Genomic DNA, 13,989 nt, shown 5'->3' with positions numbered 1-13,989 from the left:
TAAAAAAGTTTAATTCTTTAAAAAACTATCGGCTCACCCCATCCACCGTGACTTGGCGCGGGCAGGCATTGCCGTTGGCATCAAACAGGTGGCAGCGCTGACCAGCGATTCCCAAGCGCGAGACCTGCCCCTCTTCCAGCCGTGTCAGGCCATCCAGGCGCTGGGTCAAAGGGGTATCGATACCCGCCACCTGCCAGTGAGCGAGGGTTTCATAGCCCAGTTTTTCGGCCACCATCAGGGTCGCGCTCAGGGCTGCATCCGCTTGCTCAGCCGCCACGAAGTCTTCGGCCCGCAGCCCCAACGTGGCGTGTTCACCGGCCTGAAGCTGCTGGCCATTTACCGCCACCGCCAGCGTTTCACCGCTGTGCAGGCGCACCACGGTTTGGCGCTCGCCGGGGTCGACCACCGTCACCGGCAACGTATTGATACGCGGCGAACCGATAAACTCCGCCACTTCAAGGATATTGGGAAAGTGATACAGCGATAGCGGCGCGCCCACCTGGGCAATACGCCCTTTCGAGAGCAGCACGATACGATCCGCCAGGGTCATCGCCTCTACCTGATCATGGGTGACGTAGATCATGGTGGCGTTTAAGCGCTTGTGCAACGCGGCGATCTGTACCCGCATATCCACGCGCAGCGCGGCATCCAGATTGGAGAGCGGCTCGTCGAACAGAAACACTGCGGGCTCTTTGACCAGGGTGCGGCCAATAGCGACTCGCTGGCGCTGGCCGCCGGAGAGGTCTTTGGGCTTGCGCTCCAGAAGCTCTGTGAGGTGCAGCATCTCGGCAGCGTGCTCCACGCGGCGACGAATTTCCGCTTTGTCGGTGCGCGCCAGCTTCAAGCCAAACGCCATGTTCTCGGCCACGCTCATGTGCGGATAGAGCGCGTAGGATTGGAACACCATGCCGATGTCCCGCTCCTGGGGCGGTATCTCGTTGATCCGCTGACCATCGAGCTGCATATCCCCTGCGGTAATGTCTTCCAAGCCTGCAATCATGCGTAGCAGCGTGGATTTACCGCAGCCGGAGGGGCCTACGAAAACGACGAACTCGCCGTCTTCGATGGTGAGGTCGATATCTCGTGAGATTTCGACACCATCGAAGGATTTACCGATGCCGCTGAGGGTTAAACGTCCCATGGCGCATCCTCCTCCTGTGCTTGCGGGCAGCGGGCAATCGCCACCCCAAACGGCGGCAGCGTCAGCGTACCTGCCTGCCACTCGCCGTTTAGCCACTTAGGCGCATCCTTCAATGCTTCAGCACCCTCGGGAGCCGGGCGGGTCACGGTTTGATCGCTAAAGTTCAGGGCCACCAGCAGGCGTGTTTGCTGATAGGTGCGCTCCAAGCAAAGCACCTCGTCGCGTACCGGGTGATAGCGCACGTCGCCTTTAACCAGCGCAGGCTGCGTGCGGCGGAAGGCTAAAAAAGCTCGGTAGGCATTGAGCAGCGAATCGGCATCCTGCTCTTGCTGGTCCACCGCCAAACTTGCGTGGGAATCGGGCACCGGCAGCCAGGGAGTAGCGCTGCTAAAGCCCGCATGGCGGGCGTCCGCCTGCCAGGGGTGCGGGGTGCGGCAGCCATCGCGACCTTTATAAGCAGGCCAGAAGGTGATGCCCGCCGGATCGACGAGCTGCTCGAAGGTCAGCTCCGCCTCGGGCAGGCCCAGCTCTTCGCCCTGATAGAGGCATACGCTGCCCCGCTGGCTGAACAGAAACACCAAATAGAGGCGCAGCTTATCGAGCTGCCCTTCCGCCTGCCAGCGGGTTGCCAGCCGCGTTACGTCGTGGTTTCCCAGCGCCCAGCAGGGCCAGCCATCGCCAATGCGCGCTTCCATTTCGGTGAGCGTTTCGTGCAAGTAGCCAGGGTCGGCTTTATCGGTCAGCAAGTTGAACGAGTAGCACATGTGCAGGCGCTTGCCGCCCTGGGAGTACTCCGCCATCACGCCGAGCGCATCGTCGTCGCCCACTTCACCTACGCTTGTGGTGCCGGGGTACTCATCCAGCAGCGCCCGCAGCCGCTCCAGAAACACCAGATTTTCCGGCTGGGTTTTGTCGTATTGGTGGAGCTGATAGCCGTAGGGGTTGTCGGGGCGAACGCCCAGGAAGCTCTCGGTAACTTCCTGGCGCGGCGGGTTGTCTTTTAACTCGCCGTGGGTGCAGAAGTTCACCGCATCCAGCCGGAAGCCATCCACGCCACGCTCCAACCAGAAGCGCACCTCTTCCAGCATGGCGTCGACCACCGCAGGGGTGCGGAAGTTAAGATCCGGCTGGCTGGCCAAGAAGTTATGCAGGTAGTACTGGCAGCGGCGGGTATCCCACTGCCAGGCGCTGCCGCCGAATACCGACTGCCAGTTGGTGGGCGGCGCGCCGTCGGGTTTGGGGTCGGCCCATACGTACCAGTCGGCTTTGGGGTTGTCGCGGCTTTGGCGGCTCTCTTCGAACCACGCGTGCTGGTCGGAGGTGTGGGACATCACCTGATCGATCGTCACTTTCAGCCCCCGCGCGTGGGCCGCTTCGACCAGGCGGTCGAAGTCTTCCAGCGTGCCGAACATGGGGTCGACATCGCGGTAGTTGCTGATGTCGTAGCCGAAATCTTTCATCGGCGAGGTAAAAAACGGCGACAGCCAAATCGCATCGACGTTTAATGAAGCGATGTAGTCGAGCTTGTCGATCACCCCTTTCAAATCGCCAATGCCGTCGCCGTGACTGTCCATAAAGCTGCGCGGGTAGATTTGGTAAATCACCGCGCCGCGCCACCAGTCGGCTCCTTGGCTGCCAACGTAGTGAGAAGTAGAAGGTGTCTGCATCATGGTCCTTATCCTTGTTATTGCCGACGGTGTCTCAAATCGTTGAGTCATCACCCATGGTCGGCATGATGCAGGCTACGCCGCTTGATAGAATCCTCCCCCACTGGGCGCATCAGGCGTAGGCGTGGGGAGGAGTGGTCACACGGCACCTCACTCCCCCTGAATATGCGCCAAGAGCTGCCCTGCCAGCGCAATGGCTTCGTCTCGACGGCGAATGTTCTGCTTTTGGTAAAGGCTACGGATATGGGTCTTGATGGTAGTCGGCGCCACCGAGAGCTGTTCGGCAATCTGTTCATTGGAGAGCCCGGCGTGGATCAACCCCAGGATTTGCCATTCGCGGCGGGTCAGCGGCGAGGTGCGGATCAGCTCTGGCACGTCGGGCCTCGCGACAATATCCGCGATGACCGTTTCGTCCAGCATCAAGCGTCGGGCGCTTCCAAAGTCTTTCTGCTGACCCGCCAGCGCCAGCAGCCGCTCTGCCCTCGCCTGCTCCAGCGCTGATAGCGTGCCGTCCGTCAATAAGCCCGACAGCAGATCTCCCAGCGGTTTGCCCATGCGCAAAAAGCTGCCTATCAACGCCGTGCGAGACGCCAAACTGAGCGCTTGATGCATGTGGCGGCGGGCTTGCTCCTCCTGGCCAGCCGCCCACGCAGCGGCCGCGAGGCAGAGCTGGTTGCGGTTGGCATCGGTGACCAGCCCAAGTCTTTGAGTATGGACTTCGAGTGCTTCCAACAGCGCGCGGGCCTCATCAAAGCGGCCCAGCAGCGTAAGCGCCCGAGCGTGATTGCGTACGTTGCATTGGGCAAAGTGGTTGGTGGCCCCTTCGGTGATGGGCGCGGGCGCTTCCTGACGCCAGCGCTCCACTGCGTCGAGATCTTGCGTGGAGTGCCACCAGGCCAGCAGCGTGGCGTGGGCATTGGCCACCCAGTCGATATGGTAATCGCCTTCGGCCAGGATTTTACGCAGCCGCCGAATATGGTCAGCGCACTGAGCCTGATCGCCACGGCTCTGGGCAATTTTGGCCAGTTGAATGTGGCACTGCAGCGTCCAGCGCTCGCCCTGGTTATCCAGCACGGCAATGCCTTTCAGTGCGGCCTGCTCGGCTTCATCCAGGCGATGCCACTCCCAGAGCACTTGGCTGCGAATCCGGTAGAGAAACTCCGCCACGGGCAGGTGCTCGAGCTCTGCCCGCTCCAGATGGGCAAAAGCGCGCTCTTGAATATCGTAAGCGGCCTGCAAGCGCCCCTGGGCCACCAGCGTTTCCGACTGATGGCAGAATGACCACAGCAGTAACTGGTGATCCTCTCGCTGGCGTGCCAGACGCTCCACCTCGCGCACCCGTTGCAGCGACTCGTCCAGATAGCCCAGCACGAAACGCGCCTCGCTCAAGATGGCGGTCGCGGTCAGCGGGGTGGAGGCTAAATAGCGGGCGGGCACGGCCAGCGCCTGTTCAGCGAGCGGCGCAGCGCGCTCGGCGTTGCCCTGATTGATCGCTAATTGGGCGCGCAGGGTGGCAAACTCGGCAGTCAGCCGCTGCCACTCTGGGGCCTCCAGCTGCGCTTCAATCCATTGGATGACTCGTGCGGTGATATCGAACTGGAACTGCGCATGGGAGACCCAGCCGTAGAGCAGCGCCAGCTCTGGGCGTGTCGAGATTTTCGGCTCCCCCAGCAGCCCAAGCCCTTGAGCCAGCAGCGCGTAGGCCCCGCTGGCCAACAGCGCTGGCCCTTGCGCGACCAGTAGACTAGCCACCTCCTCGGGCGATTCCGCCAAAATGGCTTGGCGCAGTGCCATGATCGGGTCGTTGAGTGCCAACCAGGCCTGGCTGGCCCGCTGATGCAGGGTGCGCTGGGTGGCAAGGCTAAGCTCGTGGCGACGGTGGCGCAGGTACTCCCCGAACAGCCGTTGAAAGCGGTACCACTGGGCGTGGGGGTCGGGCCGCTCGATGAACAGACCCGCTTGCTCGAAGGCATCGAGCCGCTGGGTAAGCCGCTCGCCCTCTAGCAGGCGCGCCATCAATTCGGGGGAGAAACGCTCCAGCACTCCAAGCTGCAGCAGGAGTTCACGCTCTTCAGGGGGCAGCGCCTCGGCCAGCCGTTCATCGAACCAGGCCACAAAATCGGGATGACCGCCGTTTAGCCGCTCGACCAGCGCATCGAATCCGGCGCGGGTCGTCGTACGCTCCACCAGCCAGTTCAGGGCCATCACCCAGCCGCCGCTTCGGCGCAGCGCCCGCTCCAGGCTCACCCGAGTAGGCGGAAAACTGAGCTGCTCGGCGCAGAGGGTTTGCGCCTCTTCGCTATCGAAGGCCAAGGCGCCTAGATCGATCTCTTCGAGTTCGCCGCGCAGCCGCAGACTGGCAAGGCCCAGCGCAGGCCGAGAGCGACTTGCCAGGGTCAGAGTCAGCCAGGGCGGTTGATGGCGCAGCCAGTGGGCCAGTCCGGCCAAAATGTCAGGATGCGTCAGGTGTTCGAACTCATCCAATACCAGCCGACAAGCGGCTCGCTGCTTTGGCAGCTCGCCCAGCCAGCGCTCTAGCTGCTCCACGCAGTCCGCCGCCTCGGACAAAGGCGACAGCAGCGCATCCTCCCGTAACAGCGTATCGATGGCGGCTTGCCAGTAGCGCAAAAAGCGTTCGGGCTGATTATCGCGCTGGTCCAGGCGCAGCCAGGCGGCGTCTTGCTCTAGGGCGGGTAGGCGTTCTGCCAGTAGCGTGGTCTTTCCATAGCCCGACGGGGCTTGAACGAGAAGCAGGCGCACGCGCTCGTTCAATGCAAAGGCATCATTGAGGCGTGGCCTTGCCACGACGCCCAGTGGCAACGTCGGTGCGGTAAGCTTTTCTTGTAGCAGCGGCATGGCCCTCTCCTGTGTGTCTACCAACGTCCTCGTCTCATGACTTAGGCTACTCATTTGGACAATAAAAAGCCCGCGACGAGTCGCGGGCAATCAGCATTGGCAAACGTCGCTCATGTCTCCATGAGCTCAAAACAGTCTTGCTAGCGAGCGGTTCGCCCTTAGAACCATACTTCGGTCTGGACACCGAAGGTAAACTCACCACCTGTGAAACCGTCGCTGCCCAGAGAGCTGGCACCGTAGCTGTTCAGGCTCTCATCCCAGTCGCTGTAAGTGGTGAACAGACGAATTTCAGGACGCTTCCAGAACCCGCCAACTTCCGGCTTGAAGGTCGGGGCGATGGTGAACTTCATGTAGTCGCCGTCCACCGCATTGCGACCGCTGTAGCCCTGCGGCTCGAAGTCCATCCACTGGTAGCTGGCTTCGTACTGCATTTCGAAGTTCTGGTTAATCTCATTCGCCAGGCGAACGTTCAGAGTGGCCCAGTCGTAGCTGTCGCCGCTAGCAAAACGGTCGTCGCTGGTTTCTGCCAGAATGGCCGGCGCAATACGCCACTGCGGAGCGAGGTAGGTCGTACCGTAGAGTGCCAGACGTGTTGCGCTAGCATCATCGGTCAAGTCGCCGTTGCTACCCAAGCCTTTCACCTCGGCACCCAGGCCTTGGCCGTGCAGTACGGCGGCCTTGAAGTTACCGTCGCCCATACCGAAGAAGCTATCACCGTGGTAGGCCACCATGGTGTGCCAACCGGTATCGGCAGCGGTTTGACCCACGCCAATATCGCGCTCGTCGTTATCGGCAGCGGACATGCCGTTGACCATCACCTGCCAGTTACCGAAGTAGTTATTGGAGGTCAGGACCAGGTTGTCGGTATCGCTGTTTTCGCCATCCAAACCGGGGTTTTCACGGTTGATGACCGGGTAGTCGCTGAAGCTGCGACCATAGAGCGAGAAGTTGGTTTTCCAGTTCTCCGCCAGCTGCACGTCGTACACACCGCCACCGGTACCGGCGAGGAAGACTACATCGCTGTCGAGCCAGTGAATGTCGAAGTTATTACGATCAAACCGTTTACCGGCCCAAATCGAGGCGTTCTCGAAGGCACCGGTGAAGCTCGGCAGGTCGCTGAATTCTGCGTACACCTGACGCACGTTCAGGTTGGTGTCATCACCCACCCAGTCGTTGCTGGAATTGGTGCCATGGGCCAGCATGGTGGTGTAACGGGCTTTGGCGCCGTTATCGAACTGCATGCGGTAGTTCAGGATGGCTTCAGAGTAGGTGTCCGGCTCGTTACCCAAACGCCCCACCGCGCCGCCATTACCACCGGCGGGCGTTAGGTACGGGCCGCCCGGTGCGCTTTTGCCATCTTCACCGATCAGCAGACCAGAGCGAGCATACACGTTGAACGAGAAGCCCTCTTCGCCGCTAGCCTGGCGTTCGACGCGGGCCAGGCGCTCTTCGATATCGGCATTGGTAGTCGCCGCAGCCGGGGCGCTGGATGCAGGCGCGGTTCCGCGACCTTGCTCGGCTAGCTCGGCGCGGCGCTCGGCCGCTTCAGCCCGCTGCTCAGCAGCTGCAATGCGTGCTTCCAGCTCGGCAAAGCGCTCTTCCAAGGTCATGTCAGCATTGGCGGCACCGCAAAGACCGAAGCTGGCAGCGGCGACGGCAATGGCTAAAGGTGTTTTGAAAGTCATTTTATGCATTGTTTTTCAACCCTAGTGTTAAATCCTATTGTTTTTTATCCCGAACGCCCGAACCCGTTTGGCTCCCTACTTTTTGATCACCGGCCCCAAAACCGGTGTAAAAAAGCCAGCGTTTCAGTGCTGCCACCCGTGTCGTTACTTCGACTCGCCGAAGCCTGTGCCCAACAACGCGACAAGGTGATTGACCCAACGTGTTGCAAAGCAACTTTCGTGTTGTGTGAAGATAGAGTGACAGTTGAAACTTAATCGATTAAGAGCACGTAAACCAACAAGCTTTTACTAATTATCGACCAATGTCTAAAAGGTTATTTATCTTAGAGAAATTGAATTGACATAGATTAGACAAAAGTCGCTATTGAACTTCACGACGACAGACGGCTAACTGGCAGCGTACTTAATCGTTTAAGTAGGCGCTATGAGCGCATTGATACCCCATCACCCACAACAATAAACGCCGAGGAACGCCGTAATGAAAAAGACACTACTCACTTCAGCTATTGCTTTGGCCAGTCTTGCCAGTGCCACCGGGTCTGCCCAGGCGGCCGAACTGACGATCTCCTGTGGTGCGGTTGGCGCAGAGTTGACCCTTTGCCAAGAAGGCGTGCGCGCTTGGGAAGAGAAAACCGGCCACAGCGTCGATGTGGTTTCAACGCCCAACTCGTCTACTGAGCGCCTGTCGCTCTATCAACAAATTCTCTCCGCTAACTCTAGCGATATCGATGTGATGCAGATCGACGTGGTATGGCCCGGTCTGCTAGCCAACCACCTGCTCGACCTGCGCGAAGTACTGGGTGAAGACGCCGCAGCCGGTCACTTCGACACCATCGTGACCAATAACACCATCGACGACCGCCTAGTCGCCATGCCCTGGTTTACCGATGCGGGTGTTCTTTACTACCGCGAAGACCTGCTGGAAAAGCATGGCCACGAGGTGCCCACCACGTGGCAAGAGTTGACGGAGATCGCGCGCGATATTCAAAACGCCGAGCGTGAAGCGGGCAACGACCGTATGCAAGGCTTCGTGTTCCAAGGCCGCGCCTACGAAGGCCTGACCGTCAACGCCCTCGAGTGGGTTGCCAGCTTTGGCGGCGGCACCGTGGTCGATAACGAAGGCGAAGTGACCATCAACAACGAGCGCGCTGCCCAAGCGCTGGATCTGGCCGCCTCTTGGATTGGCGACATCTCCCCTGAAGGCGTGCTGAACTACACCGAAGAGGAAGCACGGGGTGTTTTCCAGGGCGGCAATGCCGTCTTCATGCGCAACTGGCCCTACGCGTGGTCACTGGCCCAGAGTGACGATAGCGACGTGCGCGGCAAAGTAGGCGTCGTGCAGCTGCCTGCCGGCGGTGAAGAGGGCCAGAGCGCTGCGGGCCTGGGCGGCTGGAACTTGGCCGTGTCGCGCTACAGCGAGCATCCTGACATCGCGGCGGACCTGGTTGCTTACCTGACCGGTGAAGAAGAGCAGAAGCGCCGCGCCATTCAGGCTTCTTACAACCCGACGATCGATTCGCTCTACCAAGATCAGGAAGTGCTGGATGCCGTGCCCTTCTTCGGCACGCTTTACGATACGTTCACCAACGCGGTGGCCCGCCCCTCTGCCCCCACGGGCGATGCCTATGGCCGTGTCAGCAACGCGTTCTTCAGCACCTCTCATGACGTGCTGTCCGGCACCAAAGATGGCGCTCAAGCCGTCGCCGACCTTGAAGGCGAATTGCTGCGCCTGAAGCGTCGCAACTGGTAAACGCGGAGACACCTATGTCGAGCTCTTCTCACCACTCTCACCAAAACGCGCCCCTCGGGGCGCGTTCCGCCACGCCAGCGCGGCGGCAACGGGGTACCAAGGTCCGCCGCCAGCGCGTCAAGGCGGCGTGGCTATTCTTAGCCCCCATGCTGATTGCCCTCACGCTGGTGGCGGGCTGGCCGTTACTACGTACGTTTTTCCTGAGTTTTACCGATGCGTCGCTCTCCGATTTGGGATCGGCGAATCTGATCGGTTTCGAAAACTACCTGGTCTACGACAACGGCCGCTGGTTTGGCGTGCTGGCGGACCCGGTGTGGTGGCAGTCCGTGTGGAATACGGTTTACTTCTCGGTGGTGTCGGTATCGCTGGAAGTCGTTTTCGGCGTCATCGTCGCACTGATTTTGAACGCAGAATTCAAAGGCCGCGTGATCGTTCGGGCGGCCGTGCTGATTCCCTGGGCCATTCCTACCATCGTGTCGGCTCAGATGTGGGCGTGGATGCTCAACGACCAGTTCGGCATCATCAACCACCTGCTGATGATGATCGGCATCATCGATGATCCGATCGCCTGGACAGCCAGCGCCACCTACTCCATGTGGGCGGTGATCATGGTCGACGTTTGGAAAACGATTCCCTTCGTGGCTCTGCTGGTACTAGCCGCGCTGCAGATGCTGCCCAAAGATTGTTACGAAGCCGCCGAGGTGGATGGTATTCACCCCGTGCGCGTGTTCTTCAAGGTCACGCTACCGCTGATCACTCCGGCGCTGATGGTGGCGGTCATCTTCCGCCTGCTGGATGCCCTGCGGGTCTTCGACGTGATCTATGTATTGACCTCCAACTCCACCAGCACGATGTCGATGTCGGTCTACGCGCGCCAGCAGCTCGTCGAGTTTCAGGATGTCGGCTACGGCAGCGCCGCATCAACGCTGCTGTTCTTGATCATCGCGCTGGCCACCGTGGCTTATCTTTACCTGGGCCGCAAACAGATTCAATTGGGAGGTGACTGATGAACAGCCGTCAGTTAACCAAAGTAGCGAAACGCGTCGGGTTCTGGGCACTGATTGCCGTCATCATGGTGTATGCGGTGTTCCCGTTTTATTACGCGGTGATTACCTCGGTGAAACCTTCCAGCGACCTGTTCCGCGTGGAGCTATGGCCATCGACCTGGAACCTGGATAACTACGCACAAATCTTTAGCCAATCGAGCTTCGTGCGGGCGATTTTCAACTCAATCATCGTCGCGTTCAGCGTGGTATTCATCGCGCTTCTGCTAGGCATCACCGCTTCTTATGCGCTGGGTCGGGTACGCTTTCGGGGCCGCTCCACCGTACTGCTGGTCATTCTAGGGGTTTCGATGTTCCCTCAAGTGGCAGTGCTCTCTGGGCTGTTCGAGGTGATTCGCGCGCTGAATCTCTACAACAACCCGGCAGGCCTCATCCTCAGCTACACCATCTTTACCCTGCCCTTCACAGTGTGGGTGCTCACCACCTTTATGAAGCAGCTCCCCATGGAGCTGGAAGAGGCGGCCATCATGGATGGGGCGACGCCCTGGGTGACCATCACCAAGGTGTTTTTGCCGCTGATGTGGCCGGCCATGGCGACCACGGGCCTGCTGGCATTCATCGCCGCCTGGAACGAGTTTCTATTCGCACTGACCTTCACACTGACCGATGCGCAGCGCACGGTGCCGGTTGCGATTGCCCTTCTGTCAGGCGGCAGCGCTTACGAACTGCCCTGGGGGCCGATCATGGCAGCCTCCGTCGTGGTCACCGTACCGCTGGTGATTTTGGTCATTATTTTCCAGCGCCGCATCGTATCGGGCCTGACCGCGGGTGCCGTCAAAGGCTAACCCACGCAACGAATATATTGATGGGCTGATGTTTATCCGTCAGCCACTTTTTTAAGGAACACAGCAATGCAAGACAACATGATGTGGTGGCGCGGCGGCGTTATTTATCAAATCTATCCGCGTAGCTTCTTAGACAGCCGCGGCGACGGCGTAGGCGATCTGAACGGCATCACCGAAAAGCTGGATTACGTGGCCTCCCTCAACGTGGACGGCATCTGGCTATCGCCCTTCTTTACTTCTCCGATGCTCGACTTCGGCTATGACGTGAGCGACTACCGCGACGTGGATCCGATGTTTGGCACGCTGGAAGACTTCAAGGCGCTACTGGAAAAAGCTCACTCGCTGGGCTTGAAAGTGATGATCGACCAGGTGATCAGCCATACCTCCGATCAGCACCCCTGGTTCCAGGAGAGCCGCCAAGATCGCACCAATCCTAAAGCCGACTGGTTTGTGTGGGCCGACCCGAAACCCGACGGCACACCGCCCAACAACTGGCTGTCGATTTTTGGCGGCTCGGCGTGGACCTTCGACTCCCGCCGCCAGCAGTACTATCTGCACAACTTCCTGGCCAGCCAGCCGGACGTGAACTTCCACAATCCGGAAGCGCGTCAGGCGCAGCTCGACAACATGCGTTTCTGGCTGGATTTGGGCGTCGACGGTTTTCGCTTGGATACGGTCAACTTCTACTTCCACGATGCCGAGCTGCGGGACAACCCGCCGGTACCGAAAGGCGAAGCCAAAACCCTGGGTGCACCGGAAGCGAACCCCTATACCTGGCAACGCCATGTCTACGACCTCAGCCGCCCGGAAAACCTGGACTTCCTCAAAGACCTACGCGCGCTGATGGATGAGTACCCCGGCACTACCACCGTGGGTGAGATTGGCGACGATAACCCGCTAGAGCGCATGGCCGAGTACACCGCCGGTGGCGATAAGCTGCACATGGCGTACACTTTCGACCTGCTCAACATGCCCCACTCCGCGAGCTACCTGCGCGAAGTGATCGAGCGTTTCCAACGCTTGGCAGGTGACGCCTGGCCCTGCTGGGCAACTTCCAACCACGATGTGGTGCGTAGCGCGACACGCTGGGGCGCTGACGAAGATCCCCACGCCTACCCGAAAGTGATGCTGGCGATGCTTTTCTCGCTGCGTGGCAGCGTGTGCCTGTACCAAGGCGAAGAGCTGGGCCTGCCGGAAGCGGACGTGCCCTTCGAGCGCATTCAAGACCCCTACGGCAAAGTGTTGTGGCCTGAGTTTAAAGGCCGCGACGGCTGCCGCACGCCCATGCCCTGGACCGACGGCGAACAGGGCGGCTTCTCTTCGGTGGAACCGTGGCTGCCCATGGAAGCTCGCCATTTGGATTTGGCGGTGAGCCGCCAGCAAGACGACCCCAACGCCACACTCAATAGCGTGCGCGCCCTGCTAGCGTTCCGCCGCAGCCACCCGGCGCTGTTTGATGGCGATTTGTCCTTGGTCGATGTCGGTGACGACCTGCTCGGCTTTACCCGTCAAAAAGGCGACGAGACCCTGCTGTGCGTGTTCAACCTGACCGGGCAAGAGCAGCAAACCACCCTGCCTGTGGAGGTCGCCAGCGACTTGCCGGTCGCCCAATTTACCGCCACGCGAGACGGCAGCACGCTCACGCTGCCCGCGTACCAAGCCGCCTTTATGCAGGTTGCCTAAACGCCGCCCATAACAGTTAATAACGATAGCCGACCCGCTCCGGTCGAGGTCGGCAAGGAGTTACCATGGCAAGTGTTACGCTTGAAAAGGTCAATAAGGTATTTGGCCGCGATCACATCATCAAAGACGTTGATCTTTCCATTGGCGACGGTGAGTTTGTCGTGTTCGTGGGCCCCTCCGGCTGCGGTAAATCCACCCTTCTGCGCCTGATTGCCGGGCTTGAATCGATCACCGATGGCGACCTAAACATTGGCGGCACCGTGGTGAACGACCTGCCCCCCCGCGAGCGCGGCGTGGGCATGGTGTTTCAGTCTTACGCGCTCTACCCGCACATGACCGTCTACGACAACATGGCTTTTGGCCTGAAACTGGCCAACACCGCCAAAGAGACCGTTCACGAACGAGTGATGAGCACGGCCAAAATCCTGCAGCTGGAAGAGCTTCTGCACCGCAAACCCAAAGCCCTCTCTGGCGGCCAGCGCCAGCGCGTGGCGATGGGACGCGCCATGGCGCGGGAGCCGCGCATCCTGCTGTTCGATGAGCCACTCTCCAACCTGGATGCCTCGCTGCGGGTGCAGATGCGTAACGAAATCGCCCGCCTTCATAACCGTCTTGGCTCTACCATGATCTACGTGACCCACGATCAGGTCGAAGCCATGACCCTGGCGGATAAAATCGTAGTGCTCAACCGGGGCCATGTGGAACAAGTGGGCAGTCCCCATGAACTGTACCAGCGTCCGGCCACCAAATTCGTCGCCGGCTTCATTGGCTCGCCCACCATGAACTTCATGCCCGCCGAGCTGATCAGCGGTACCGCCGACGGCTGCCGCGTCAAAGCAGCCGGCATCGGCGACGTATCGCTTCCCCAAGCGGGCGACGCTTACTCACAAGGCACCTCGCTCACGCTCGGAGTGCGCCCCGAGCACCTTCGTTTGGAAGCGCCCCAAGGCGATAACTGCTTCGATATCGTCAACGTCGAGTACCTGGGTAACGAGGTCTACGTGTACCTGGAGCCGAAAGCGGGGTCGACCCTGCTGATCCATCGCAGCGAAGCACCCAGCCAGTGGCAAGAGGGCCAGCAGGTGTCGCTGGTACCAGATACCGAACACGTACACCTATTCGATGAAAGCGGCGCCGCGTTGACACTTGGCAACGCGCGCTCGGCAGCTTAAACACTGATTGACAGACCCATCACGGCCTTGGCTGGGTGAGACACCTTTCGAAGAGGGTAGTCGACACACCATCAAGGCCGTTATTCTTGTGCGCGACAATTAAATAATTAGCCTGCGCTATAAATGCGTCCGGCACGCACTCTCTCCACCAACGTTCTTCACCTGTTTAGGAAGCACCGTGACCGC

The 13,989-nt window shown here is 60.0% G+C and carries 9 protein-coding genes; 5 read left to right on the top strand and 4 right to left on the bottom strand.

Going from position 1 to position 13,989, the window contains the following annotated elements:
• Positions 1-25 precede the first annotated feature (25 nt).
• The 4 genes from ugpC to QIT27_RS16030 all read right to left on the bottom strand — a co-directional run bounded on the left by ugpC (position 26) and on the right by QIT27_RS16030 (position 7,358).
• Positions 26-1,141: a sn-glycerol-3-phosphate ABC transporter ATP-binding protein UgpC gene (gene ugpC / locus QIT27_RS16045; RefSeq protein WP_285264374.1), complete on the bottom strand. Its 1,116-nt coding sequence runs from the start codon at positions 1,139-1,141 to the stop codon at positions 26-28.
• Entirely contained in the window at positions 1,129-2,811 is a 1,683-nt protein-coding gene (locus QIT27_RS16040; RefSeq protein ID WP_285264373.1) for an alpha-amylase family glycosyl hydrolase, read from the bottom strand. The genes ugpC and QIT27_RS16040 overlap by 13 nt, the downstream gene beginning before the upstream one ends.
• 147 nt (positions 2,812-2,958) lie before the next feature.
• On the bottom strand, positions 2,959-5,664 hold the full coding sequence (gene malT / locus QIT27_RS16035; protein WP_253018954.1) for an HTH-type transcriptional regulator MalT: 2,706 nt from the start codon (positions 5,662-5,664) through the stop codon (positions 2,959-2,961).
• 158 nt (positions 5,665-5,822) lie between these two features.
• Positions 5,823-7,358, bottom strand: a complete 1,536-nt coding sequence (locus tag QIT27_RS16030) for a carbohydrate porin (protein ID WP_159341817.1) — start codon at positions 7,356-7,358, stop codon at positions 5,823-5,825.
• A 469-nt stretch (positions 7,359-7,827) separates the two neighbouring features.
• Here QIT27_RS16030 and QIT27_RS16025 point away from each other — a divergent pair, with 469 nt between their 5' ends.
• The 5 genes from QIT27_RS16025 to QIT27_RS16005 all read left to right on the top strand — a co-directional run bounded on the left by QIT27_RS16025 (position 7,828) and on the right by QIT27_RS16005 (position 13,803).
• Entirely contained in the window at positions 7,828-9,099 is a 1,272-nt protein-coding gene (locus QIT27_RS16025) for an ABC transporter substrate-binding protein (protein ID WP_159341816.1), read from the top strand.
• A gap of 14 nt (positions 9,100-9,113) precedes the next feature.
• Positions 9,114-10,106 (top strand): carbohydrate ABC transporter permease, encoded by a 993-nt coding sequence (locus QIT27_RS16020; RefSeq protein ID WP_159341815.1) that lies wholly within the window; start codon positions 9,114-9,116, stop codon positions 10,104-10,106.
• Positions 10,106-10,948, top strand: coding sequence for a carbohydrate ABC transporter permease (locus QIT27_RS16015; RefSeq protein WP_159341814.1), 843 nt, complete (start codon positions 10,106-10,108; stop codon positions 10,946-10,948). Before QIT27_RS16020 ends, QIT27_RS16015 begins: the two co-directional genes overlap by 1 nt.
• A 66-nt stretch (positions 10,949-11,014) precedes the next feature.
• Complete coding sequence (locus QIT27_RS16010) at positions 11,015-12,631, top strand: alpha-glucosidase family protein (protein WP_285264372.1); 1,617 nt, start codon at positions 11,015-11,017, stop codon at positions 12,629-12,631.
• A 65-nt stretch (positions 12,632-12,696) separates the two neighbouring features.
• Positions 12,697-13,803, top strand: a complete 1,107-nt coding sequence (locus QIT27_RS16005) for an ABC transporter ATP-binding protein (protein WP_253018955.1) — start codon at positions 12,697-12,699, stop codon at positions 13,801-13,803.
• The last annotated feature ends 186 nt before the right edge of the window (positions 13,804-13,989 follow it).

It is taken from the genome of Halomonas sp. LC1 (assembly GCF_030247125.1).
Classification (GTDB): Bacteria; Pseudomonadota; Gammaproteobacteria; order Pseudomonadales; family Halomonadaceae; genus Vreelandella.
The sequence above is the reverse complement of the archived record's forward strand: the minus strand, read 5'-3'. Positions and strand labels throughout refer to the sequence as shown.

Coding starts and splice junctions, on each gene's coding strand:
- ugpC (WP_285264374.1), bottom strand. CDS start 1,141: ATGGGACGTTTAACCCTCAGCGGCATCGGTAAATCCTTCGATGGTGTC.
- QIT27_RS16040 (WP_285264373.1), bottom strand. CDS start 2,811: ATGATGCAGACACCTTCTACTTCTCACTACGTTGGCAGCCAAGGAGCC.
- malT (WP_253018954.1), bottom strand. CDS start 5,664: ATGCCGCTGCTACAAGAAAAGCTTACCGCACCGACGTTGCCACTGGGC.
- QIT27_RS16030 (WP_159341817.1), bottom strand. CDS start 7,358: ATGCATAAAATGACTTTCAAAACACCTTTAGCCATTGCCGTCGCCGCT.
- QIT27_RS16025 (WP_159341816.1), top strand. CDS start 7,828: ATGAAAAAGACACTACTCACTTCAGCTATTGCTTTGGCCAGTCTTGCC.
- QIT27_RS16020 (WP_159341815.1), top strand. CDS start 9,114: ATGTCGAGCTCTTCTCACCACTCTCACCAAAACGCGCCCCTCGGGGCG.
- QIT27_RS16015 (WP_159341814.1), top strand. CDS start 10,106: ATGAACAGCCGTCAGTTAACCAAAGTAGCGAAACGCGTCGGGTTCTGG.
- QIT27_RS16010 (WP_285264372.1), top strand. CDS start 11,015: ATGCAAGACAACATGATGTGGTGGCGCGGCGGCGTTATTTATCAAATC.
- QIT27_RS16005 (WP_253018955.1), top strand. CDS start 12,697: ATGGCAAGTGTTACGCTTGAAAAGGTCAATAAGGTATTTGGCCGCGAT.